The sequence below is a fragment of the Sphingomonas cynarae genome (assembly GCF_039537815.1).
In the GTDB taxonomy this organism is placed as follows: domain Bacteria; phylum Pseudomonadota; class Alphaproteobacteria; order Sphingomonadales; family Sphingomonadaceae; genus Sphingomonas; species Sphingomonas cynarae.
On the sequence record NZ_BAABBF010000011.1, the window covers coordinates 56,537 to 81,956 of the forward strand.

Annotated in this window: 19 protein-coding genes; 8 read left to right on the forward strand and 11 right to left on the reverse strand. The window is 67.8% G+C overall.

The genetic code is table 11. The annotated features are described in order from the left end of the window. Positions 1-41 precede the first annotated feature (41 nt). Positions 42-7,109: an autotransporter outer membrane beta-barrel domain-containing protein gene (locus ABD719_RS17070; protein ID WP_344694569.1), complete on the forward strand. Its 7,068-nt coding sequence runs from the start codon at positions 42-44 to the stop codon at positions 7,107-7,109. Positions 7,110-7,152: 43 nt separating this feature from the next. Here the strand turns inward: ABD719_RS17070 and ABD719_RS17075 are convergent, their stop codons facing one another. From ABD719_RS17075 to ABD719_RS17105, 7 genes are all read right to left on the reverse strand, one after another. Then, positions 7,153-7,434, reverse strand: a complete 282-nt coding sequence (locus ABD719_RS17075) for a ribbon-helix-helix domain-containing protein (RefSeq protein ID WP_344694570.1) — start codon at positions 7,432-7,434, stop codon at positions 7,153-7,155. After that, complete coding sequence (gene parA / locus ABD719_RS17080; protein WP_344694571.1) at positions 7,431-8,084, reverse strand: ParA family partition ATPase; 654 nt, start codon at positions 8,082-8,084, stop codon at positions 7,431-7,433. Before parA ends, ABD719_RS17075 begins: the two co-directional genes overlap by 4 nt. 56 nt (positions 8,085-8,140) lie before the next feature. Further along, positions 8,141-9,562 carry a DUF2142 domain-containing protein gene (locus ABD719_RS17085; RefSeq protein WP_344694572.1) on the reverse strand — a complete coding sequence of 474 codons (1,422 nt, stop codon included), beginning with the start codon at positions 9,560-9,562 and terminating at the stop codon, positions 8,141-8,143. Further along, positions 9,559-10,620, reverse strand: a complete 1,062-nt coding sequence (locus ABD719_RS17090) for a glycosyltransferase family 2 protein (RefSeq protein ID WP_344694599.1) — start codon at positions 10,618-10,620, stop codon at positions 9,559-9,561. The genes ABD719_RS17085 and ABD719_RS17090 overlap by 4 nt, the downstream gene beginning before the upstream one ends. A gap of 2 nt (positions 10,621-10,622) precedes the next feature. Then, positions 10,623-11,048, reverse strand: coding sequence for a GtrA family protein (locus ABD719_RS17095; protein ID WP_344694573.1), 426 nt, complete (start codon positions 11,046-11,048; stop codon positions 10,623-10,625). 125 nt (positions 11,049-11,173) lie between these two features. After that, a complete protein-coding gene (locus ABD719_RS17100) occupies positions 11,174-11,971 on the reverse strand; it encodes a glycosyltransferase family 2 protein (protein WP_344694574.1) in 798 nt (265 codons plus the stop codon). Between the two features lie 301 nt (positions 11,972-12,272). Further along, a complete protein-coding gene (locus tag ABD719_RS17105) occupies positions 12,273-13,817 on the reverse strand; it encodes a hypothetical protein (RefSeq protein ID WP_344694575.1) in 1,545 nt (514 codons plus the stop codon). Between the two features lie 327 nt (positions 13,818-14,144). Here ABD719_RS17105 and ABD719_RS17110 point away from each other — a divergent pair, with 327 nt between their 5' ends. The 3 genes from ABD719_RS17110 to ABD719_RS17120 all read left to right on the forward strand — a co-directional run bounded on the left by ABD719_RS17110 (position 14,145) and on the right by ABD719_RS17120 (position 17,684). Beyond that, positions 14,145-15,725: a hypothetical protein gene (locus ABD719_RS17110; protein WP_344694576.1), complete on the forward strand. Its 1,581-nt coding sequence runs from the start codon at positions 14,145-14,147 to the stop codon at positions 15,723-15,725. A 271-nt stretch (positions 15,726-15,996) separates the two neighbouring features. Next, positions 15,997-16,428 carry a hypothetical protein gene (locus ABD719_RS17115; protein WP_344694577.1) on the forward strand — a complete coding sequence of 144 codons (432 nt, stop codon included), beginning with the start codon at positions 15,997-15,999 and terminating at the stop codon, positions 16,426-16,428. 167 nt (positions 16,429-16,595) lie between these two features. After that, on the forward strand, positions 16,596-17,684 hold the full coding sequence (locus ABD719_RS17120; RefSeq protein ID WP_344694578.1) for a PepSY-associated TM helix domain-containing protein: 1,089 nt from the start codon (positions 16,596-16,598) through the stop codon (positions 17,682-17,684). A 187-nt stretch (positions 17,685-17,871) separates the two neighbouring features. On the opposite strand, the gene ABD719_RS17125 is transcribed toward ABD719_RS17120, so the two are convergent. Then, the gene (locus ABD719_RS17125) at positions 17,872-18,687 is read right to left on the reverse strand and encodes a helix-turn-helix domain-containing protein (RefSeq protein WP_344694579.1); all 816 of its coding nucleotides are present in this window, start codon (positions 18,685-18,687) and stop codon (positions 17,872-17,874) included. Positions 18,688-19,159: 472 nt separating this feature from the next. Continuing rightward, positions 19,160-20,050: a replication initiator protein A gene (locus tag ABD719_RS17130; protein ID WP_192128444.1), complete on the reverse strand. Its 891-nt coding sequence runs from the start codon at positions 20,048-20,050 to the stop codon at positions 19,160-19,162. Positions 20,051-20,416: 366 nt separating this feature from the next. Here ABD719_RS17130 and ABD719_RS17135 point away from each other — a divergent pair, with 366 nt between their 5' ends. The 3 genes from ABD719_RS17135 to ABD719_RS17145 are packed head-to-tail and all read left to right on the forward strand — an operon-like array spanning position 20,417 to position 22,499. Further along, positions 20,417-20,833, forward strand: a complete 417-nt coding sequence (locus ABD719_RS17135) for a DcrB-related protein (RefSeq protein ID WP_344694580.1) — start codon at positions 20,417-20,419, stop codon at positions 20,831-20,833. Further along, positions 20,833-22,062, forward strand: coding sequence for a PAAR domain-containing protein (locus ABD719_RS17140; protein ID WP_344694581.1), 1,230 nt, complete (start codon positions 20,833-20,835; stop codon positions 22,060-22,062). The genes ABD719_RS17135 and ABD719_RS17140 overlap by 1 nt, the downstream gene beginning before the upstream one ends. Continuing rightward, positions 22,059-22,499, forward strand: coding sequence for a hypothetical protein (locus tag ABD719_RS17145; protein WP_344694582.1), 441 nt, complete (start codon positions 22,059-22,061; stop codon positions 22,497-22,499). The genes ABD719_RS17140 and ABD719_RS17145 overlap by 4 nt, the downstream gene beginning before the upstream one ends. A 41-nt stretch (positions 22,500-22,540) precedes the next feature. Here the strand turns inward: ABD719_RS17145 and ABD719_RS17150 are convergent, their stop codons facing one another. Both ABD719_RS17150 and ABD719_RS17155 read right to left on the reverse strand, forming a co-directional pair. Continuing rightward, the gene (locus ABD719_RS17150; RefSeq protein WP_344694583.1) at positions 22,541-22,996 is read right to left on the reverse strand and encodes a hypothetical protein; all 456 of its coding nucleotides are present in this window, start codon (positions 22,994-22,996) and stop codon (positions 22,541-22,543) included. After that, complete coding sequence (locus tag ABD719_RS17155) at positions 22,993-23,838, reverse strand: hypothetical protein (protein ID WP_344694584.1); 846 nt, start codon at positions 23,836-23,838, stop codon at positions 22,993-22,995. Before ABD719_RS17155 ends, ABD719_RS17150 begins: the two co-directional genes overlap by 4 nt. Before the next feature lie 418 nt (positions 23,839-24,256). Here ABD719_RS17155 and ABD719_RS17160 point away from each other — a divergent pair, with 418 nt between their 5' ends. After that, positions 24,257-25,420 carry a glycoside hydrolase family 43 protein gene (locus ABD719_RS17160; protein WP_344694585.1) on the forward strand — a complete coding sequence of 388 codons (1,164 nt, stop codon included), beginning with the start codon at positions 24,257-24,259 and terminating at the stop codon, positions 25,418-25,420.

The following is a 25,420-nucleotide window of genomic DNA, read 5'->3' on the forward strand; positions in this document are numbered from 1 at the left end:
AGCCCCCGTGCGGCTGGGGGAGCCGCACGGGGGGATGACGGATGACGGTTCATGGTTCGGTGCGGGTGCGCCGGTGGTCACTGGCGCTCGGTGCGAGTGTGGTGGCGATGGGGACCGTCGCGGTGTCACCGGCACAGGCGCAATGCTCACCCGATCCCACGGTCGCGAACGGCATCACCAACTGCATCGGCACGGACAATGACGGGCTGACCGTGAACACCTCCTCGACGCGCGCCATCATCGCGCGGGGGGCGACGGTACTGTCCGGCAGTGCTGTCGCGGCGATCACCGGGTCGGCGCCGGGCGTCAGAATTTTGGTCGACGGGCGCGTCGACGGCGCCGGCAAGACCGGTATCTTCGTCACGACCGATCCCGCCTATTTCGGGCGCTGTCCCGACGATCCCTATGCCGGCGCGTCGGTACCCTTCCCCTTCTGCCCGCCGGGCGGTTTCCAGTCATTCTATCCGTCGTCCAGCGCCTCGGTCGAGGTCGCGGCCGGGGCGACGGTCACGGGCGCGCAGGCGCTGTTGATGCGGCGCAATCCGAACAACGCCAGCGGCGCGCTCAGCGCGATCCTCAGCAATGCCGGCACGATGACCGGCACCGCCGGTCCGGCGATCGTGGTCGACCTGACCAACAACTTCGGCGCCCTGTCGGTGACCAATCTGGCGACCGGCACGATCGCCGGGATGCGCGGCTCGATCCATTGGCTGGCCAATGCCGGCACGGTCGACGGCGGCAGCGGTGCGGCGTTCGGCTCGACCGTGCAATATGCGACGATCACCAACACCGGTCGGATCGCCAGCACGGGTGGCACCGCGATCGATGCGGAGGGTGCGCTGGCGCTCACCAACAGCGGTACCATCACGGGTTCGGTCACGTCGCGCGCGCGTATCGGCCAGAACAGCACGATCGATACGCTGGCGGGCACGATCACCGGCAATGTGACGCTGGGCGCGGGCGACGACACGTTGCTCGCGCGGTATGACGGCGGGCGGCTGGTTACCGGGATTACCGGCACCATCGATGGCGGCACCGGCATCGACACGCTGCGGCTGCGCATCGCCGGCGACGCGACGCTCGGCGCGCTCGCCTTGCCGACCGGGTTCGAGCGGCTCGGCATCGGCACCGTGACCGGTGCGACGGTGACGCTGGGCACGGCGTTCGGCGGGGTCAGCGGGCTGGTGCAGATCGAGGGCGGCGGCACCGTGATAAACCGCGGCACGCTCACCGGCACCGCGCCGGTGGTATCGGACGGCTTCAGCGTCGACGGATCGCCCGTTTTCACCAATGCCGGCACGATCCGTACCACCAGCGGGGCGGCAGGAAGCTTCGCAGTGCAGTTGAGCAGCGTCCGCCGTTTCCAGAACGACGGCACGGTCGACGCCAGCGGTAACGGCGTATCGCTCGGCGGACAGGGCAGTTTCGTCAACACCGGCACGATCACCGCGACGGGCACGGGCGCGTCGGTGTCCGGCAACGGGTTCGACAATGGCGGCACAATCCGCTCCACCGCCGGGACGGCTGCGATCCTGTCGGGATCGTGGGGGGCGAACTGGACCAACCGCGGCACGATCGACGGTGCCGCTACGGGCGTGCTGCTGACCAGTACGCTGGTCAACACCGGCACGATCACCTCGCCGGCCACCGGCGTGGTGCTGGGATCGAACGGTTTCCTCGACAATCGTGCCGGCGGGCAGGTCAATGGCGGCGTCGCGCCCCAGACATTCACGTTCGGATCGGTGTCGGGCACCGGCATCGTCAATGCCGGTACGATCAACGGCAATGTGCGGCTGGGTGGATCATCGACCGCGACCTTCAACAGCAACAGTTACTATGCGTTGCCGGGCGGCGTGCTGAACGGCAGCCTGACGCTTGGCGGTGGCGAGTTGCTGGTCACCGAACTGGCCAACACCGGCACGGGCGCCTTTGCCGGCATCACCGGCACGGTCACCGCGACAAACGCGCTGCTGCGCTACCGCGTGCGCGCCGATACAACCGTCACGGGGGCGGCACCGGCGGGCTTCGCCGCAACCGGTTACGACCTGTACGACAATGCCGCGTTGACGCTGACCGGAGCAACGCAGCCGCTGAGCTTCGCCGGCAGCGGCAGCGTCGACCTGACCGGTACCATCACCGCATCGTCGCAGCCCGTCATCCAGATCACCAGCCTGGCGCTGGCACGGACCGAAACCGCCCCCGGCACCACCGGCACCATCGCGATCACCAGCCGCGGCACGCTGACGCTGGAGCGCGACACCGGTTCGCAGGTTTTCGTCTCCAGCGCGGTATCACCGGGCGGAAGCAACCGCTTCACCAATGTCGGGACGATCGTGGTGCGCGACCGCACCACGACGGGTTTCAGCCAGATCGCCGCGATCTCGGGCGGCACCATCGTCAACGACGGCACGATCAGCCTCGACAATGCGGTCGGCATCAGCGGCGCGCAGCGCGTCACCAACAACGGCACGATCACGCAAGCCGCGGGCGGGCGCAGCGCCCGCGGCATCCTCTCATCCTATAGCAGCCTGACCCTGCTCAACACCGGCACGATCGATGTCGCCGGCGATGCGGTGACGGGCGGTTACGGCCTGACGATCGACAACAGCGGCCGGATCGCCAGTACCGGCGGGTTCGCGATCGGCATGGATTTCTACGGCACCGCCACCATCACCAACCGCGCCGGCGCCACGATCGCCGGCCGCGGCACCGCGATCAGCACCAGCGGCGGGACGCTGACCAATGCCGGCACCATCACCGGTTCGGTCGATCTCGGCTATTCGCCCTTCGGCCAGTCGTTCGCGGGCGCGACCTATATCGCCGATGGCGGTACGATCGCGGGCGACCTGCGGTTCGGCAGCGGCAGCGACACGTTCGTCTCCTACGGCGCCACCGGTGTCAGCGGCAAGATCGACGGGGGTGAGGGCATCGACACCTTCGTCCACGCCCGCACCGCAAGCGAGACGGTGACGCTGGCCGGTGCGCTGCCCAGGGGGTTCGAACGCGAAGGAATCCGTGCGCTGGGCACGGCGACGGTGCTGACGCTGCGCGCCGCGGCACCGATCACGGGCGATCTGACCGCATCGGGCGACGGCGCGATCGTCAACACCGTCGATATCGGCGGATCGGTGTCGCTTGGCGGACGCTTCGACTCCTCGTTCGACAGCGAGACGGGTGTGCTCGCCGCCTTCACCAATCAGGCGCGAGTGGATGGCGGCGTCAGCGGCGAGGTGCGGCGCTTCGTCAACACCGGCACGATCAATGCGCCTCCCTTCGTGTCCGACCCCTCGATGCCGTGGCTCTATCCGTCGTCAGCGGTGTTGATCAACAGCAGCGGCGACCTGTCGTTCGCGAACGACGGCCTCATCACCGGCAACACCGGCACCCCGGCGGTATCGGCATATGCATTCGATGGCAGCATCACCGCTACCAACACCGGCCGCATCACCGCTGGTCTGAGCGTGGACGCGTATAACTGGGCCATGATGCTGCCGGGCACGCCTGCGGTGCCGCTGGCGGTCGCGGTCACCAACAGTGGCACCGTCACGGCCGCGGGCGGCCGGACCGCGCTGTCGGCCAGCATCCTCGACGATCGCGGGGTGGACGGCACCCTCAGCCTCGACAACAGCGGCACGATCGAGGCGACCGGCGCCGACGCCGACGGTGTCTATCTGGAAATGTCCCGGCGCAGCTGGGATGGGGGCCCCGCCGGTACGCAGCGCCTGTCGGTGACCAACACGGGCACGATCCGCGCCAATGACGGCGGAACGCGCCAGACCTATACTCATCCCTTCACCGGCGAGCAGTTCGTCGATCTCGACATCGCCACCGCGCTGACGGTGGCGACCGATACCGGCATCACCGCGACGATCGCCAACGCCGCGACCGGCATGATCGAGGCGTCCGGCGCACTGTCGACCGCGATCGATGTCTACGGCGCCGCATTGGACCTGACCAATGCCGGCACGATCCGCGGCGGGGCGGGCACCCGCGAGGGCGAGCGTTACTATGCCGGTGCGATCGATACCGGCAGCGGCGACGACCGCATCGTCAACACCGGCACGATCATCGGCTCGATCGCGCTGGGCGACGGCAACGACCGGATCGAGAATACCGGCCGGATCGAGGGCGACGTGTTCCTGGGCGCGGGCGACGACAGCTTCCTGCACCGTGCGTCGGCCACGCTGATCGGTACGGTCGATGCCGGCATCGGCGACGATGGCCTCGTCATCGACGCGACCGGGGGCGGCACGGTCCGCGCGGCGCAGTTCATCAACTTCGAACGGTTCAGCCAGATCGGCGCGGGCGCGGTGCAATATGTCGGCGCCTTCCGCGCCGAAACGCTGGGCGTCAGCGGCGGCACGGTTACCGTCGCGGCGGGCGAGACGCTGGCCAGCGACGGTGCGGTCACCATCACCGGTGGCGATGCGGGGGAAAGCGTCCTGAACGACGGCACGATCGCGGGCGCCGTGGCGCTGGCTGCGGGCAACGACCGCGTAGCCAACGCGGGCACGATCAATGGCGCGGTGCTGCTGGGCGACGGTGACGACGGCTTCGTCGAGCGCGCGGGCAGCCGCGTCGCGGGCGGCGTCGATGGCGGCGTCGGCACCGACCGCTACACCGTCGCGCTTGCCGGCGACCGCAGCGGCATCGGTGCGCGCAGCGGTTTCGAACTGCTCGGGGTCGAGGGCAACGGCACGCTGACGCTGGCACTCGACCAGGGCTTCGACGCGGTGACGCTGGCCGGCACCGGCCTGGCGCTCACGCTGGGCGGCAACCGTATCGGCGCGGTCACCGGATCGGACGCGCGCGAAACGCTGTCGGTCGATGGCGACGTCGCGCAGATATCACTCGGCGCGGGCGACGACATGCTGGCGCTCGGCGCGACGACCGCGGCCGGCCGTTACACCGGGGGCGCGGGCACCGACATGCTGCGCTTCACCGCGGTCGGCGCCACGACGCTGGCCGGCATCGCCACCGGGTTCGAGCAGGTCGCGCTCACCGGCCCGCTGCTGGTCACGGGCACGCTGGGCAGCACCGGCGCACCGCTCTCGTTCGGCGTCGGCGATCAGCAACTGGCGATCGCCGATGGCGGCACGCTGGCCGGCACGATCGATCTGGGCGCGGGCAACGACAGCTTCCGCCTCGCCGCCAACGCCACGCTCGACGGCAGTGTCGCCGGCGGGGCGGGCGACGACAGCGCGACGCTGGTGCTGGCCGGCGCCCGCACGCTGGCGGCCACCACGCTGACCGGGTTCGAGACGCTGGCGACCGAGGGCGCTGGCACGCTGACGCTGGCCGGCAGCCACGGTTACGACCGGGTGCTGGGAAGCGGCAACCTGACCGTCGCCACCGGCGCGGGGCTGACCGCGCGCGAGTTGCGCTTCTCGGGCGCCGACAACCGCCTGACGATCGCGGGCGGCTTTGCCGGCGCGGTCGATGGCGGCGCGGGCAACGACACGATCGCGGTATCGGGCGGCAGTGCGGCAGCGCCGGTCGCCTTCTCGACCATCGCCAATGTCGAGACGCTGGCGATGTCGGGCGGCTTCGCGACGATCGCGGGCAACGCCGCGCTCGGCAATGTCGACCTCACCGGCGGGCGGCTGGTCGGGCTGGCGGGGTCGTCGCTGCGCGCGGACCGGATCATGGTGGCACAGGGCGCGACCTTCGGCTCGGCCGGCACCGTCACCGGCAACCTGACCATCGCCGGTATCCTCAGCCCCGGCGCCTCCCCCGGCACGATGACGGTCAATGGCAACGTCGCGCTGGCCAGCGGCTCGCGCACGCTGTTCGAGCTGACCCCGACCGTGTCGGACAGGCTGGTCGTGAATGGCGCGCTGGCGATCGCCGGCGGCAGCACGCTGGAGATCGTATCCAGCGGCGGCTTACGTCCCGGCACCAGCTACGACCTGATCACCGCCAGCGGGGGGATCACCGGCGGTTTCACCACCGTCATCAAGCCCGCCGACCTGTTCGGCTTCGTCGTGCAGCGTGCCGACCGCATCCAGTTGCTCGGCCAGTTCCTGGGGGATGCCCGCTTCGCGCCGCAGGTGACGCGCAGCATCGCCTATGCGAACGCGACGCTGGCGGTGCAGCCGACGACCAGCACGCTGTTCGCCGCCCTGCCCGCGCTGGTCGATGCGTCGGGCACGTCCAACGCCCGCGCCTTCGCGCAGCTGACGCCGGAGGCCTATGCCACCGCCACCCAACTGGGGATCGACCATGCGCTGACCCTCGGCCAGACCGCGCGTGGCCCGGCCTTCGCCACCACGCGGGAGGAGGCGGGCCTGTTCACCATCGCACAGACGGTCGGCCAGTGGCATCGGCTGGCGGGCGACGCCGCACAGGGCAGCGCGGCCGCACGGTCGCAGAGCTACGGCTTCCTCGGCGGGCTGGGCTTCGGCGACCGCGACTGGTCGATCGGCGCGTTCGCCGGCTATCTGAACGGCCGTCAGCAGATCGAGGCGCTGGGCGCGCGGACGCGGGCGGACGGCATGGTGGCGGGCGTGCATGGCCGCTACACCGCGCCGCAGGGCTGGGGCTTCACCGCCTCGGTCCTGTACGATGGCGGCGAGGCGCGCACCGATCGCGCCCTGCCCGGCACACGCGGCGCGACCGCCCGGTACGACCTGCGCAGCTGGGTCAGCGACGTGTCGGCGCATTACGCGCTCGACATGGCCGGGGGCTGGACGCTGCAACCGCGGGTTGGCCTCACCTATGTCCGCACCACGCGCGACGGCGTGGCGGAGGGTGGCACCAGCCCCTTCGCGCTCCGGGTCGCACGCGATCGTCACGTCGCCGGTTTCGCCGATGCGGGGCTGTCGTTCGCGCGCGGCGACGCTTCCGACGCGGCGCTCCGCCCGTTCGTGTCGCTCGGCGCGCGCTACCAGATCGAGGGACGGCGGGTCGATGCGCTGGCGGGCTATGCCGGGGGTGGTCTCGGCCTGACCGGGGTCGGCGCGTCGCGGGCGCAACTGGTCGGCACCGCAGCGGGCGGGATCGGCTATCGCTTGTCGAGCGGACTCGACCTGTTCACCACCGCTTCCGCCCAGACCGGGCGCGACGATCATCAGGAGACGATCACCACCGGCGTGCGGCTGCGCTTCTGACGATGGCACGGGCCATCCCGGTCAGCGGGATGGCCCACCGCGCTCAATCGCCGATCGGACTTTCGCCGTACTTACGCAGCGCGTCGTTGAACGCCTCGGCCATCAGCGCCTGGAGGCTGCGGCCCTGACGGCGGGCGAGCATGTGCATCGCCAGCGACATGTCGGGGGAAAAGAAACCGGCGATCTGCTTGCGGCCCTCGCGGCTGTTCGGGCGCGGCGCGCCTGCCCCGGCTGTGTCGGCGGGGCCGGCATCGGCCACGGGTGCCGGGGTGGGTGCAGGCACGCTGCGGTCGCGCAGGTTGGCGAAGCTGGGCTTGCGGCTCATGCCGTGATCCTTCCGGATGGGGAGGCGGCCATGTCGATCTGTCGACATGTCCACTGGTATAGCTGTCTGATCTCGTCCGCCGCCTTGCCGGCGGGTTCCAGCTCCATCACCGTCCGCCCCTCGGCCGAGGCGTGGCGATAGGCGGCGCGATCGGGGATGATGATCGGGCAGGACGGGGTGCCGTAACCCGCCACCAGCTCGCCCGCCTCGGCATAGATGCGCGGCGCGTTGGGGCTGCCGGCCGTGAAGACGACGAAGGCAGGCTTGCGCAGCAGCTGCACCAGCTTGGCGCTGGTCTGGATCGCGGCGAGGTCGAACGCGCTCGGCCGGCACGGGATCAGGACGAGGTCGGCGATCTCCACCGCGGCGCGCGCGGCGCTGTCGGCATGGGGGGGCGTATCGATCACGATCGTATCGGCCCCCTGCCCGCGCGCCGCGGCGACCTTGGCGGCGAGGCGGGGCGGCGGGCTGTCGATCACCTCGGGCGGCGCATCCTGCCGCCACGATGCCCATTGGCTGGCGGTTGCCTGCGGATCGGTGTCGATGACCAGCGCGACCCGCCCCGCCTCCTGCGCGGCAGCGGCGAGGTGGAGCGCGAGCGTGGTCTTCCCCGCCCCGCCCTTCTGACTGATGATCGCGATCGTCGGCATGTCGGCTTCCATACATGTCGACATGTCGAATCGGCAAGACCGGGGTGACGCTTCGGCTACACGGCGCCCCCGAACACCGAATAGGCGGTGACGACCGTCGCATCGAGGACGAGGGCCTGCAGCACCGCCACCACGGCCACGATACGCCCGAACAGCCGCGCTCGCGCCGCATCGGGCGGCACCCGCACCAGCAAGGTGCAGGCGACCAGCAGCAACGGCAGCAGCGGCAGGAAATAACGGCCCTGCACCCCCAGGATGGCGGCGCTGCCGACCGTGTTCCAGGTGAGGTACAGCGCCAGCGCGACCAGCGCGATGCCCCCCGCCACCAGCAGCAATTGCCACACACCCACGAGGCGCGGCAGCACCGGCTCGTCCGGTCGGCGGATGCAGACGGTCAGGATCATGCCGAACAGCGCGAACAGATAGGCGGTGGCCGGCAGCGGCACCACCAGCCAGCCGACCGCGCCCACCATCCCGAAATAATAGAGCATCCCATAGCTCTGCAGGCTGGCCCACAGGATCGCGGGGAACGCCATCGGCCGCCCGATCAGGAACGCCGCCTGTGCATGGACGTCGGTATCCGGCAACCGCGTCAGGGCCAGCCCGCTGTTCAGCGCGAACCAGGCGATCGCCACGCCCAGCGCGAACAGGGCAATGGCGACGCTCAGGCCGATCGTGCGGAGGCGCGCCCGCCCGCCCGCCATCGCCGGCACCAGCCCGATCAGCAGGATCGGCGCATAGACCAGTTTGTGCGAACAGAAGACGGCACCCAGCAACCCCGCGGCCGCGACGGTCCGCCCGGTCCAGCCCCGCACGATCGCCCGCGTCGCGATGGCGGTGAACAGCAGCGCGGTCGCGATCGTCATCGCATCGGGGGAGGCGGAGGCATATTGATAGAGCGCCATCGGCATCAGCCCGGCGAACGCGAGCGCCTCACGCGCGACCGGCGCGGTCCGCACCGCGAGCGCGAGCAGGACGATTGCCGCCAGCGCATTGGCGAGCCGCGCGGCATAGAGCAGCGCCAGCGGCCCCATGCCGAACGATCGCCCGATCGCGATCGCGATCGCCTGCGGCATATAGGGCAGCGGCGAATAGGGCGCGGCGCCGGTAAAGGCGGTGAAGGCGACCCGATCGGGATCGAGCGGCCGGCCCAGCCCGGCCAGACTGGCCGACAGCGGCCGGGGGGTGATCGGCCGGTCGGCATCGATCGCGTCCGTCCCCAATATGTCGCGCGCCATCGCCGACAGCGAGACGGGCAGCACCGCCCCGGCCTCGCGGCCATGCGCATGGCCGATCAGGTCGAGCCGGCTGATCTGATAGGCGCGTTCGAAATGCTGCGGCTCGTCCGCGACCTGGAACGGCGGGGTCAGCAGCACCAGCGGCACGGCCCCCAGCAACCCGACCAGCAACGCCCAGCGGGTGACGGTGTCGGGAAGCAACGCCGACCACCATGCGCGCCACGACCGGATGCGGTTCACGCGGCGTCGACCACCCGCAGCTCCGGCTCCGCCTTCGGCCCCGCGGTCGATCTGGCCCGCAGGCGCGGCGTCAGCAGGGGATGGAGCGCACGGTTCGGCATCGCGGCGATGTCGAAGGCGAGGAACGACAACAGCAGCTGCATCCCCACGATCACCGGCAACCCGGCCAGCATCACCGTCCCCGTGCTTGCGGGGGTGCCGGTGTCGACGCTGGCGATCCAGCCGTGCAGCCCGAAGGCGAGCGCGAAGACCAGCGCGGCGATCCCGATCAGCAGCTGAACCGAGGCGATGCTGAAATCGCGCAGGAAGTAATTGTAGAACACGCGCTTGCCGACATTGACCAGATTGCCCTTCAGGAACGAGCCGAGCACGCGCCCGATCTTCAGGCCGCTCTCCTCGTCGCCGTAGATGGCGGCCATCGGGATATCGATCACGCAGGCCCGCACCGTGCCCAGCCGGAACAGCATGTCGGATTCGAAGAAATAACGCTGGCGGATCTTGTCCAGCGGCAGCCGCGCCAGCACCGCGGCGTGGATCGCGGTATAGCCGTTGGTGGGATCGAACAGCGTCCAGTAGCCCGACGACGCCTTGGTCACGAACGACAGCACGGCATTGCCGAACAGCCGGGCGGCGGGCATCGCGCGCACGTCCTCGATATTGGTGAAGCGGTTGCCCTTGGTGTAATCCGCCTGTCCGTCGAGGATCGGGCCGACGAACTGCGGGATGAGGGCGGGGTCCATCTGCCCGTCGCCGTCCAGTTTCACGACGATGTCCGCCCCCAGCGCCAGCGCGTGGCGATAGCCGGTCATCACCGCGCCCCCGACCCCCAGATTGTCGGCATGGGTGATGACGGTGATGCGCGGATCGCGGCACAGCGCGGTGACCAGCTCGCCGCTCCGGTCGGGGCAGCAATCGTCGACGACGATGATATGGCGCACCTCGCGCCCGATGCCGTTCAGCAGCGACAGGATGTGGCGGGTCACCCGGTGACAGGGGATGACGACGGCGATCGACGGGTCCACCGGCACGATCATATTCATCGGCACATTCACGGGCATATTCACGGGATCGCCTCCCGCCGGGCCGGCCGCGCGAAGACCAGCCGGCGCCCCGCGACATAGCCCGCCGCGATCACCGCGCCGTCGCTCGCCAGCTTGGCGACCAGCGGGCCGAGCAGCGGCAGCAGCGCCATCAGCAGCAGCGCGGCCAGCGCCATGTTCACGATCACGATCAGCGCATAACGCACCCCGTCGCGGGGGCGGAGATCGACCAGACCGAAGGAGAAGCGCGAATGCCCCACGAAACCCGCGACCCCGGCGACGACGCGCGCCAGCAGATGCGCCGGCAACACCGCCTGCGGCCACAGATGGACGATGGGGATGTAGACGGCATATTCGACGACGACGAGGCCGACGCCCACCGCCCCGTACCGGGCCAGTTCGCGAATCCGGGCGTGGCGCCCTTCCTGGCTTGACGTGTTCGGCATCGTCGCCCGTCATAAGTCACGGATTTAAAATAGAGGTTAAACACGCAGCCCGAGATCGGGGGGGGGGCGATGCCTATCGATCGACAATCATACCTGTCGGCATGTCGACACGTAGGATTGTCGGATCAGGCTGCCACCCGTATCGGCACCGGCAGCGGCGCCGGGATCAGCAGCGTCTCGTCCTCGACCGCGAACAGCGCCGACGGGCGCACCCCCCAGCGGGCGAGGCGATAGGCGATCGCGGTGCCCAGCACGCCCAGCCCATAGGTGCAGCTGCGGCGGAAATCGATGCTCGACGCCTCGGCGAAATAGCGGGTCGGGCACGATATCTCGCCGATCCGGAACCCGAACCACGCGGTCTGTGCGACCATCTGGTTGTCGAACACGAAGTCGTCCGAACAGGTCCGGAGCGGCAACCGCTCCAGCACCGTCCGGCTCCAGGCACGGTAGCCGGTATGATATTCGGACAGCTTCTGCCCCATCACCAGATTCTGGAACGCGGTCAGCAACCGGTTGGCGATGTATTTGTACAGCGGCATCCCCCCCGCCAGCGCGCCCTGCCCCAGGATGCGCGACGCGAACACCGCGTCGTAATGGCCGCTGGCGATCATCGCCGCCATCGCCCGCACCAGCCGCGGCGAGTATTGATAGTCCGGGTGCAGCATCACCACGATATCGGCGCCCCGGGTCAGCGCCGCCTCGTAACAGGATTTCTGGTTGCCGCCGTAGCCCCGGTTCGCGGGGTGGCAGACGATGTGCAGTCCCAGGTCGCGCGCGACCGCGATCGTGTCGTCGCGGCTGCAATCGTCGATCAGGATCACGTCGTCGACGATATCGCGCGGGATCTCGGCGACGGTGCGGCGCAGGGTCAGGGCGGCGTTATAGGCAGGCAACACCACCGCGACCTTGCGCCCGTCGATCATCGCCCGTCACGTCCCTGCCAGCGAGGCACCGCCCCTGTCCGTCACCGCTATCGGGCGGAAGGGTTAAGAACCCGGTAAACGGGCACCGGTGAGGGGATGTCCGCCATCATACGCCACGCGATAGCCCCTTGTGGCGCATGGACTGGGTGGCGGGCCGGGTGACATCGATCACCTGCGATCGGGCAGAAGCGGGGATCGTCACGCCCCCCGTTTGCGGAGCGTCCCGTTTCCCCATGTCCAACGGGCGGTTCCGGGGAAACCGGTCGGCCGCGAGGCAGGCACGACCATGGCGAGTCATAGTTCAGCTGTCATAGGGACGCTTCCGGTCGCGCCGGACGTAGATCAGCAAGTTGTACCGGCCTCGCGCGATCCGCTTCCTCAGATAATAATCGCTCGCCAGCGCGCGACGCATCACAGCAGCGCTGGCTACGTTCCAGATTGTGCGGCTGCGGTCGGACGACACCACCACGGGCGGACGATTACTCATGATCCGTCTTACTTCGCGGGCTTCATCCACACCCGTTGCATTCTGCTCAATGGCTTGGGCCAGCGTGTTGGGAAAGGCATAGGCAGTGGGAATGCATTTGCCAGCCAGATGGTAAATGATTGGATCACCCATGAAAACATAAGGGCAGCGTTGCCCGGAATATGTTTGGACCAATGCTGCCGCCTCGCGTACCGCCTGATCGGCATTTGGCGTAGACGCGCGCTCACCGACAAATACCAGCGTCGCTGCACCAACCACGATGACGGCCAGGGCGCGTGACCGGGCCAGCGCGACCGCCCCCAGCGCCGCGAGCGGCGGTAAAAGCGGCAGTGCATAATGGTCGTGGAACGTTCCAATGGCGGCGAACCCGGCCACTGCGGCGATCAGCCATCCGATCACCAATCTACGCGATGCCTGTCCTTCTTTCAGCGTACGGTATCGGGTAAGCGTCGCAATGCTGGCTATCAACAGGGGTGTGACCTGGCCCAGGATGCTTCCCAGGTTCCCCATCACCTGACGTGCCGGATAAGCCCGACGAAGCGCAATGGATATGAAGTTGGCGAACCAGAAAGCATGGAATGCGCTTGCGCCCATATCTGCATAGGCGATGACGACGGCGATCGTCGGCAACAACCCGGCAGTCATCCAGGCGACTGTCCAGCCGATCGTCGCAGCCCGTGATCGGACGCCCGGCAGCCGCCACGCGGCCCAGACATGCGCGCCCCCCATCAACGCGCCTTCGACCGCTGCGGTATATTTGAACTGGATTGCCAGTCCAACGAGTGCACAAGCCCCCAGTCCGTTCCATCCGATCGCCGACAGACGTCCATGCCGAACCAGATGAGGGAGCCTTGTCGTCAGCAGCGCCGCCATGGCAACGAAGAGGTTGTAGAAAACCGGGGACTGACCACCCTGCCCTCCAAGCACAGACAAGGTAAGCAGATATAGCAGTCCACCAACACAGCCGCTTATGCGCCCGGCGCCGATGCGTTGCGCTATCATCGCCACGGTAATGGCGGTGGCCGCGGCGAATAGCGTAGCGATAAGCTGATACGCGATGATGCCGTCGCCTGGCAGCATTCCAACGCCTGCATAGAGCAGGAACAGGCCGATCGGTTTGCGGTCCCATAAATCGATGTAGGGCACCGCGCCGTGAAGCATTCGCTCTCCGACCAACAAGTACCATTGTTCGTCCAGATCCAGAGCGGCGCTGCCAAAATCCCAGCCTCTCAGCAAAAAGGCAAGTAACAATAAGGTGAACGATGTAATCCAAAGAGCATGGAGCCGCTGTGGAGCGATCGTGGCGTCGGCATGAGCGGCAGCGTTTATGACGCTTGTGGGCTGAGTTAAGGTCGACATGCATCGATCTACCAAGACCGGCACCCGAATGCATCCATGCCCGATCCCAAAGCGGGCGCGCATAGTCCGTGTTCGGCAGCACTGGAGCTTTTACAAGCACAGTGTGATGCAAAACTCACAGATTCCGCATCGCTTTCGAAACGGTGGAAATCCGGACCCCGCCTTGATGCATATATCCGATGCATGGCCGTTGGCGGTGGCTCGCTCGAAACTCGGATCACCATCCCGATCGGGATGATCGCGGCGCCTGGCGCAGGATTTCAACCATCTTCCAGCCGGAAACGGCGTTAGCGCGGCGCTAACCATCCCTGGCTACAGGATCGGGGGATGACCGATCTGTTCAGCCCGCCGGATGCCGATGCGCGCGGGCCCGATCCGCGGGCGCAGGTGGCGCTGTTCGCCGCGTGGCTGGTGCTGGCCGGCTATTTCGTCGCGACGCACGTGATGTGGCGCGACGAGGTGCGCGCGTTCACGCTCGCCCTCAGCGGCGCCGACATGGTCGCGATGCTGCGCAACATCCATGGCGAGGGGCACCCGGCCACCTGGTACATCCTGCTGCGCGCCGCGCACATGATCGTGCCGGTCCGCGAGGTGCTGCCGGCGATGGCGGCGATCATCGGGATCGGCGCGGCCGCGATGCTGGCGTTCCGCGCGCCGTTCCGGGGGCTGGTCGTCGCGCTGGCGCTGTTCGGCGAATGGATGGTGTTCGAATATACCGCGGTCGCCCGCAATTACGGGATGAGCGCGCTGCTGCTGTTCCTGTTCGCCGACCGCTACGATCCGCGGCAGGTTCGCGGGCGGGGCAGTAGCTGGTGGCCGGGGGCGCTGCTGTTCCTGCTCTGCAACACCAACGTCCCCTCGGTGCTGCTCGCGGGCGGGCTGCTGCTGTTCTGGCTGGTCGAGCTGCTGACGGTCGATGGCTGGCGACCGACCCCCGCGCTGCGCGCCTGGGCCGTGGCGGCGGGGTGCGCGGGGCTGGGCGCGCTGCTGTGCTTCGCCACCGTCTATCCCCCCTATCAGGACGCGGCGGTATCCCCGCACCTGCACGAGGTCGGCGTCGGCGCGGTGCTGCTCGCCTGTACCCAGGTGGCGGACTATTATTTCAGCCTGCTACCGATGTTCATGTGGCAATGGCGGCCGGCGGCCGACGTCCTGCTGATCGTGCTGGTCGTCGCCCTGCCGCTCGGCCTGGCCCGGACGCCCGGCGGGCTGGCAGGCGGGCTGGTCGTGACGCTGGCGCTGCTGCTGTTCTTCCATTTCGTGTATCGTGGTGCGTACCGCCATGTCGCGCTGCTCCTTCCGTTCATGCTGTCGCTGCACTGGATGGTCGCGCGCGGACACGGGGGCCGCTGGCCGGGCCCGGCGGAGGCGCCCGCCCGGCGGATCGCCGCCCCGGCCTCCCTGCTGCTGGCGCTGCTGCTGGCGATCCAGGTTGGCCATGCCGTCGTCCAGCTCGGCTATCAGGCCGGCGGAGGCGTCTATGGCCGCGCTGCGGAACTCGGGCGGCTGCTGCACCGGCCCGACCTGCGCCGCGCCATCGTCATGAGCAATCCCGACGTGATGGTCGAGGCGCTCGGCTATTACGCCCCCAACCCGGTCTGGCTGCTGCGCCAGCGCACCCCCGGGCGGGTCGTCCGCTTCACCTTCTTCGACGACGAGGACCTCAGCCTGGGCGAGATGCTCGCCACCGCCCGGCAATTGCGACAGCGCACCGGCCGGCCGGTCGTCATCATGCTGCGCCGGACGCTGGACCCGGCCGCGCCGGCGAAGGTGGAGAGCGAAGGCTACCGGATCACCTTCTCGGTCACGCCGCGACAGACCCGGGATTTCCTCGCGGCGACGACGCGCCTCGCCTCCTACGGCCCGGCGCAGACCGACGAGAATTACGACGTGTATCTGCTGCGCTGACGCGAGACGGCACCGGCTCGACCCATCCCGTCATTGCGAGCGTAGCGAAGCAATCCAGAGCCCGGTTCGCGACGCCCTGGATTGCTTCGTTACGCTCGCAACGACGACAGGGTGGGTTTACGTCGTCATGTCCCGGCCGCCGGCATGTATCGGACCGATCCGACATGTCGGATGATCTACGTGTCGACATGTCGGCGGATTGATTACCAGCGGTGACAGCACCTCCACGGGGCGCTAACCCCATGCGGTGCAAGCCTTTCGCCGCCTCGTCATGATCGACCGACGATGGTGGCTGCCGTTCTGTCTCGCGGTGCTGGCGATGCGGCTGCTGATCCCGGCGGGCCATATGCCGGTCATCGACGCCGGCCGGTTCGCGATCGTCGTCTGCCCCGATGCGACCGGCCCCGCGCCCATGGCCGGCATGACCGACATGGCGAATGGCAACCACGCGACCGCATCCCCGCACCCGGACGGGCATGGCAAGCGATCGCACGGCGACAATCGGGGCGGCGGGCAGGCCTGCGCCTTTGCCGGCCTGTCGGCGCCGCTGCTCGGCGGGGTCGATCCGGTGTTGCTGGTGGCGGCGCTCGCATGGGTCGCGGCGGTCGCGCTGGCGACACCGCCCACCCAGGCCGGGCGGCGCGTGCCATATCTGCGGCCCCCCTCGCAGGCACCGCCCGCCCCGGCCCCGATCCGACGATAGCCGGCCCCGCCGCCCTGCCGGGTGGCGATGGCCCCTGCCCTCGCATCCTGTCCGGTGGCCATGATCTTCCCGTTTCCGCTCTCCCCGTTCCCGGGGGTGCCGCGCGCCGGCACCTTCGCCGTGCCCGTCTTTCCCCGAACCGGCCTCCGATCCCGTGGGGCGCGGCGATGACGCTGCGTACCGTCGCCCGGCGCGTGCATCTGTGGCTCGGCCTGTCGCTGGGGCTGCTGTTCGTGGTGTCGGGCCTCACCGGCAGCATCCTCGCCTTCTATCCCGAGCTGGACCGGGCACTGGTGCCCGCCTTGCGCGCGGTGCCGGCGGGGAGCCGCCCGTCGTCGTGGCAGGCGGTGTACGACGCGCTGCGCCGCGATCATCCCGACCGCACCGGCGCCTGGCGGATCGAGGTGACGCCGGCGGGCGGCCCGATCCCGGTGCGCTATTATCGTCCGGTCGAGACCGCGGACCGGGATTTCGCGCCGCTGATGCTGTGGCTCGACCCGCGCGACCTGCGCACGATCCGCGCCGGCTTCTGGGGGGAATATCCGACCGGCTGGATCTATGCGCTGCACTGGCAATTGCTCGCCGGGCGGACGGGGGAGACGGTGATGGGGCTGGCCGGCATCGCGCTGGCGTTCCTGCTGCTGACCGGGCTGGTCGCCTGGTGGCCCCGCCCGGGCCAGTGGCGGCGCGCGCTGCATCTGAAGCGTCGCGCGGCGCCGGTCCGGCGGCTCTACGATCTCCACAAGCTGATCGGGCTGGCCGGCGCGCCCCTGTTGCTGGTCGTGGTGGTGACCGGGGTGCTGCTGGCCTTTCCCGATCAGTTGCGCCCCGCCTTGGCCCGGCTGGGGCCGCTGTTCCACGCCCCCGCCCTCGCCACCCTGCCCCGGCCCGGCCCCCCGGTCCCGCTCGACCAGCTGGTGGCGCGCGCGACCGGACGTTTCCCCGATGCCGAGCCGGCCTGGATCGAGACCCCGGCCATGCCCGAGGGGGTGGTCCGGATCAACCTCGCCCGGCCGGCCGAACCCAGCCGGCGTTTCCCGCGCACCAATGTCTGGCTGGACCCGTGGACGGGCGCGATCCTGGCGGTGCGCGACGGGGAAAACGAGCGCGGTGGCGATATCCTGCTCGACTGGCTGCATCCGCTCCATGGCGGCGAGGCGCTGGGCATGGCCGGCCGCATCCTGGTGTTGCTGTCCGGGCTGATGGCGACAGGGCTGGCCGCAACCGGATGGCTGCGCTGGGCCAGCCGTCGATGATCCGCTGCCGTCCTTCCGACAGGATGACGGCCACCATCCATCCTGATGGCCACACCACCAGCCGCCTGCTCCTTCCGGGGAGCATGTGACGGCGTAGCCGGCACTCCGCGCTTAGTTTCTTTGTGATGGGTCCGTTGGATTTCCTTTAACGTGCTGTCGGCCGTCTAGGCCGGCTCATTAAGTCCGGTTAAATTGAATCAGTCATGGGTTGAGGCTCTTCATGAGACTCGCACTCCCGTCGATCGATGCCGGCCCCCAGCCGGGCCAGCATCCGCCCCAACGGCCCGCCCAGCGTCGCCCGCGCCAGATCGCGGCAGGACAGGGTGGCCAGCATCGCCTGCGTCTCCCCCTGCCGGTCCGCCTCGCGCTGGATCTCGTCGTCGGGCAGCGGCGCGGGCTGCATCCAGCGGGGCAGATGCGCGAGGATGCGCGCGGGCAGGCCGGCGGGCGGGGTCGGGCGATAGACGTTGGAGGTCTGGGCGTAGCGTGGTCCCGGCCCGGCGCCCTCGACCCGGCGGAACCGGCGCTGGCGGACGAGCAGCCCGATCGCCTCCAGTTGCGCCAGCCCGCGCGCGACGGTGGCGCGGCCCAGCCCGGTGCGCTCCGCCAGCCGGTCGTAGCTGGGATAGACGCGGCCGCGGTTGAGCCGGGCGAGCGTCAGCAGCTCCTCGTAGATCCGCACCGCGCCCGCGCCCAGCGCGGCGACCAGCCGTTCGCTGCGGGTGAGGTGGCGTCCCTCGGCCCGCGCGGCGCGTTTCAGCTTGCGCCCCGCGTCCAGCATCACCCGCGCGATCCGCAGCAGCCGGTCGCACTCCCCCCTGGCGGGCACGGCGAAGAACATATCCTCGAACGTCCCCGCCTCGATGCTGTCGCGACGCACCGGTGCCCCGGTGATGTGGATGCGCGGTGCGGCTGTTGCGCGCGTGGACATGCGCTCGCTGCCGCGCGCACGCATGCCGCCAAGCGCCAGCGTCGCCGCCTGGCCGAGGGTAATCGCCGTCATCGTCCGTCCCTTCGCGAGGGCCGGGACCAGACAAGAGGGGGGCGTGGCGCGAAACGCGCATCCTTGATCCGGAGGGCGGACAGGGGTAGATGGAGGGAGCCGTTCGGAATGGCCCGGATCGACGTTTGGCGACGTCGCTCCATCGATACCCTGGGATGCCCGGCCTTCGTGCCGGGCTTTCCTTTATGTGGTCACGGTCGCTCGCTTGTCCCTGAGCCGCGGCGGGCATCGCCGCGGTGCCGACGACCTTCGCAGCAAAAATCCAACATCGGAAGCGTTCACGGTTCGTGCTTTCGCGGATGAATGCCGAAAATCGTTCGTGCTATCGCGGATAAATACCCCGCCGATTCGTGCTATCGCGGATAAATGGCCGCCGAACCGGGGTCCGGATTCGTGCTATCGCGGATAAATGCCACGGTGCCGGGCCACGCGGTTCGCTCCGATTCGAATCAGGCGATCGCCCCCATTCGCGTCACGCGATCGCCAGCGCCTTGGCCGAGATCACGACGCGGGCGAGGCCGGCGGGCCGGCCGCGACGCCCGCCCTTGCCGGTCACGACGGGCACCGCATCCTCCTCCGGCTCCGAAAAGGCGAAGCTGTAGTCGGGGATCGCATCCGCCTCGATCACCGCCTTCAGGATGTGGCGGAAATGCGCGAGCGTGTTCTGGTAGCCCAGTTGCAGCCGCAGATCGTCCAGCCCCAGTTCGTACGGCCCGTCGACGCAGCCCGACCGCGCGATCTCGTACAGGCGCCGCTCGACGGGCCCGAGCTGGAAATAGGCGGGGGCATAGTCCAGCACCTGCCGGTCGCGCAGGATCGCGCGGAACAGCCAGTCGCACAGGCGGACCCGCACCGCCTTCAGCCGGCGCTCGCCGGGCTTCTCCTTGGATTTGCTGTAGAAAAGCCGCGCCTCGGACAGCCACGAGAAATAGCCTTCCTCGCCTTCGCCCCCGGTTTCGATGTCGGTCTTGATCTGCGTGCCCTGCAACCGCTCCAGCGCCTGCGACAGCCGCGCATAGGACCGCGCCGACGGGTTGTTGCCGGTGACGCAGAACAGGTCGTGCGCGGTGAAGTAGAAATCCTGGCTCACTTCCTCGCCCGCCTCCAGCTTCCTGACCATCAGGCTGGCGATGTAGAGGACGATCTCCTTGTCGTAGATCGTCGCCACCCCCTTGGCGGTCGGCACGATCTCGATCGAGACGGTGTCGGTCTTGTAGGCCAGCGGCCGGGTCCACTTGCCCTTGGACAGCGCGAAGAAGGGAAACGCCATCAGCGACCGCTCGCCGCGCACCTCGGTCATCAGCGGGCTGTCGAGCGCGAACAGGTCGCGCTGGTCGAGCGGTGTCGGCTTGGGGTCCTTCATGGCGCGTTCTACCCCGAACCCCCATTCATCCGCAAAAGCACGAATACCGGCGGGGTCATTCATCCGCGAAAGCACGAAGCGATGCCCCCGCCCCTAGGGAAACACCCCCAACGCCCCCCGAAACCCCCCGCCATTCGTGCTTTCGCGGATAAATTGCCGGATGATTTTTCGGACGGGGCGGAGGGAGTGCGGAATATCCCGGTCGATGCCGGACAAGACCGATGTCGACACGAAGACATGTCTTCGTGTCGATCACACGACACGCATCGTCATCCGCACGAGACAGCGCCTCGCACCATGTGTAGGAACGGGCGCAACGGGCCGCCCCGGCGACAAGCGAGGTGAGAAGTGCTGCAGCGTATGTCGATGACCTGTCCTCCCGACTGGCAGGACAAGTCGATGCTGATCCTGAGCGCCCCCGGACCGGGTGCCTCCGGCGTCACCGCCAACATGGTGGTGACCCAGGCAACGCCATCCGCCGATCTGCCCACCGATCCCCAGGCGCGGCTGAACACGATGCTCGACCGTCAGGTCGCGCAGATGGCCGAGCAGCTCGCCGGCTTTCAGGAGATCGAACGCCGCGTCGATGCCAAGGGCGACCATGCGCTGGCCGAACTGCGGGTCGACTGGCACAACGCGCAGGCGCGGCTCACCCAGAAGCTGACCTTCGTCGGGGATGCGCAGGGCGGCTTCATCGTCGCCACCGCGACCACGGGCCAAGGCGAGTTCGACGCGGCGGAACCGCTGTTCCGCGACATGCTGAAAAGCTTCCGGATCGACTGATGGCCTCCGCCGCCCCCGCTGCCCGGGTCGAGGACCCGTTCGGTCACAGCTCCGCCATGAACGGCGTACTGATCGGACTGGCGGTGGGCGCGCTAATCGGCACCGCGATCCTGACCGGGGGCGTCAGCCTGATCGCGGTCGGGGCTGCGGTCGCAATCACCGGCGGGGCAGGCATGGCGGGGCAGGCGATCGGCCAGACGATCCCGGGACTGGACACCGGCGTCATCACCATCGGCTCCCCCAATGTGGCAATCGACCGGCGGCCTGCGGCGATGACGGTGCTGGCGACCGGCCCGTGCAGTAAGGACTCGGGACCGCCCGTCCCCGTCGCGACCGGAGCGAAGACGGTCCGCATCAACAATCAATTCGCCGCGCGGGTCGGCGAGACGATGGCCTGTTCGGCGGTGATCCGGCGCGGCTCTGCCGGCGTCTTCATCGGCGGTCCCAGCGAAACGGTCATCAAGCCGACCCCGGAAGTCCCAGTCTGGCTGGAGAACACGATGCTGGCGATGGCGATCGGCGGCACCGCGATCGGCACATGGGGCGTCGGCCTGACCTACGGCGCGGGCGCAGCGGTGGGCAGTCTGGTGGGGGGCATGGCCGGTGGGCATTTCGGTGGCCAGGCGGCAAGCGCCGGTGCCGCAGCGCTGGGTTACGGTGCCACCGGACAGGCGATCGCCGGCGTCGCGGGCGGGATGCTGGGTGGGGCGCTGGGGGGCAGTGCGGGGTTCAAATATGGAATGTCCGGCAAACCAGCCGTTCCCGGTGCCTTATCCGTACCCATCGAAGCGCAGACCCGTGTGAATGCAACCACAACGGATAATATTCCTGGTATCGGCCCGGTGAAGCAGCCGGTCTATCGGGTCGATCAGCGCGCACCAGGCACGATCTTCGACGAAGGTTTTCAGCCCCGAGGATCCGCTGCCGATCTGGAAATCTATGTAAATACCAATCAACCAAGTATATATGTCAGTACGTCAAAGACATCTGACATCGCATATAACCCCGATTTTGCCAAAGCTGGTTCACATCTTTATGAGATAGACGGAAGAGGCTTGAAGGGGGTCGACGTCAACAAGGTCTATCCAACGAACCCCTTTGCCCGCGAAAGTGAGATTGCCATTCCTGGTGGAATACCGCGAGAGTCAGTCCGAAGTTCTCGACCGATTCTACCGGATGGAACGCTTGGTGAAACGATACCTAATCCTTATTACAAGGTTTTCCCGTGAACGATATCGTGACAGAGCACCGTATCCCTCCCCAGGACCCCGCCTTGATCAAGGCAGCACAGGAAAATCCCGGGGGGTGGGCCTACGACATCGACTGGCCCTATCCCGCCACACAGCGCACGCCACCGGAGGCGATCCGTGGCGGATGGCAAGTAGGGCCCGATGGTCAGCTGACCGGCCTGTTCACACCCAACGCCCGCTACCGCCCCATCGAGAAATGCAGCCGTACCCTCAAGCCCTATGTTCACGCGGCCGCCGACACCAATCGGGACCAATGGATCGTAGAGATCGATCCGCGTGGCGAACATCGCTTTCCCGACATTCCGGAGGCCCTGATCCGGGGTTGGTGGTACGTCGATACCAATGGAAAGGTGACCGATCGCTTCCGACCCAACTCACGCTGGATCGACGACCCTGCAGCCGGAAGCGAAACCTGACATGTCGACACGAGTACGTGTCGACATTCCGATACCTGTCTCTACCGGTGCCACCGCGTCGTCAGATAGCCCGACGATGCGCTGACCCGTTCGGTCGTCTCGGTATAGCCGCGCGCCGACAGCATGTCCGCCGTCACGGTGCGCAGCGCCAGCCCGGCGACCGGGTACAGCAACAGCATCGCCAGCACGATCGCGATGACGATCGCGCCGGGATCGCGCTCGCGGCCGCGCCGGGTCCGGATCGGACGCAGCCCGCTGTTGTCCGCCTTGCGCGGCAGCCAGCCCAGCAGTCCTGCCGCCATGATGCCGATGCCGAGCGGTGGAAAGGCGCTCATCGCGGTGTTGACCGTGATCGTCGGCGGCAGGGTCCCGAGCGCGTCCACCAGTGCCGCGCACTCCCGCACCCCGATGACGAACATCGCCGCCCCCATGAGGAAGGCGAGCAGGAACGGCCAGCGATACCATGACTTCCACTGGGGTATGCCGGTATCACTCACAAAAAACCCCTCTGCCAAGTGACGCCGGATGCCCGTTTGACGATCCAGTCCGACCATTCTCCCGCTTCCTGTGACAGGTCGCGAACGACCTCGGATGTCTCGATCCGTTGCCAGACCCGCTTGCCTTCATCTGCGAGGTGCGCGGCACTGGCGCTGATCCTCGCCAACCCCTTATCGCACAGTTCGCCCAGCTTCTTGGTCAAACCCAGGCGATTGTCGATCGCATCGAGCAAAAGCGACGCGCCGACCCCGAAAATTAATCCTACTGCCACCGGCCCGATGGCGACGACGGCGGTCCCCATGGCCACGGCGGTTCCCAAGCCCATGGCGAGGGCCACGCCGGTGCCGATCAGGCATTTGGCGATATCCATCCCGACCGCACCGAAAAGCTGACCCAACGTAGCACGATCATTGCTGACATAGTCGACCACGTCGATTGCCGTACAGAACAGGATTCCGAATATCAGCCCGCCCTTAGCCGCCGACTTCATGCCAGCGGACGTCATCTTCAAAGATACGATCTTGTGATGAAGGATGCCATATCGTGTACCCGTCAGGAACTGGCGTGCACCCGCATGCCCCTTGAAAACTATGTGCAGGCGACCGCGATATTCCTTGATATGGTATCGCCCGAATATGCCAAGTTCGCTGATGATCACTCGCAGCGTCGCAAGACCTTCCTTCACATCCTTACCAATAGGGAAGTAGCTTTTTATCTTTTCGAGATAATTGCTACCATGTTTTTGCCAAAAATCGTTAGCCTTGACAGCCGAAATTTTGCCGGCCTTGACCTGCTGGTCCGACCATGTTCGCACCACATGGTAAAGATCGACGACCGACATGCGTGGTGAACCTTGTACGTTCGGCCGGGCACGTACGTTGGCGGGCTGTGCAGGCATAGCAATCCCCGTTGGTGGCGTTACAGTCGCTCCTTACTGAATGCGCGAGCATAGCTTTCGCTCCCTCGTTACGCATCCGTTTCGGACTGCAAATGTCATCCTGCGTGGCCTTCATGGCATCTGACGGACTAGGATGCCGCCGTCAAACCACCCTCTGTCCTACACCACCGGTCCGCGCCATAACCCTTCATCCGCCTGCGGTCCCGAACGTCACGGTTTCCCCAAAGAGGGCCGTACCATGCGACTTTCGTGACTTTCCGATCGCGGCCAACCCGACGGTGCTTGCAACATTTGTCGGAGTTATTAGGGTGCCGGCAAAGCATGTCCCGCGCGGTGGCGGGCGATATCGGGGGGAGAGAAGGTGAAGACGATCATTGCATGGGCGGCCGTCGCGCTGGGGTTCGGCACCATGGCGCCCGCCGCTCCGCCCCAGACCCAGACCCAGACCCAGCCTCAGTCCCCGGCGCAGGCGCAGGCACAGGCGGAAAACGCCGCGCCGCGACAACTGGCGATCGTCCCGACCATCGCCGCCACCCCCGCGTCGAAGGCGGGCAAGGCGGAGGCCCGGTCGGCCTATCTGCTCGCCTATTTCAAGGACGAGACGCACTCGCTCCATTTCGCCACCTCGGCGGACGGCTACAGCTTCACCGACGTGAACGGGGGCGAGCCGGTGCTGCGGGGCAGGGCGGTCGCCGACCAGCAGGGCATCCGCGATCCGCACATCATGCGCGGGCCGGACGGCGCCTTCTACATGTCGATGACCGACCTCCACATCTTCGCCGAACGCGAAGGGCTGCGGACGACCCGGTGGGAGCGGCCGGAAAAGGACTATGGCTGGGGCAACAACCGCAACATGCTGTTCATGAAGAGCCATGACATGCTGCACTGGACGCTGGCGAAGGTCGATATCGCCGCGCTGTTCCCGGCCTATCGCAACGCCGGCAACGCCTGGGCGCCGGAGACGATCTACGATCCCGCGAAGAAGCGGATGATGGTCTATTTCACCACCCGGATGGGCAACGGCCCCAACTACATGGTCTATGCCTATGCCGATCCCGCCTTCACCACGCTGACGACGGTGCCGAAGCAGATCCTCTATTATCCCCGGCCCGCAGTGAACACGATCGATGCCGACATCACGAAGATCGGCGGCAAGTACCGCATGTTCTACGTCGTACACGAACAGCCCGGCAGCATCCGTCAGGCGGTGTCGAGCCGCATCGATGGCGGCTATGTCCACGATCCGCGCAAGGTCGATCCGGAGAACGTCGCGGCGGAGGCGCCCAATCTGTGGCGGCGCCACGGCACCGATACATATGTGCTGATGTACGACGTGTTCGGCGTGAAGCCCAACAATATGGGCTTTGCCGAGACCACCGATTTCCAGACGTTCCGCGACATCGGCCGCTTCAACGATCCGGGTTCGCGGATGAAGGCGACCAATTTCTCCCAGCCCAAGCACGGCACGGTGATGGCGATCACCCCGGCGGAGGCGGATCGCCTGCGCGGCTGGTTCGCGCGCTGA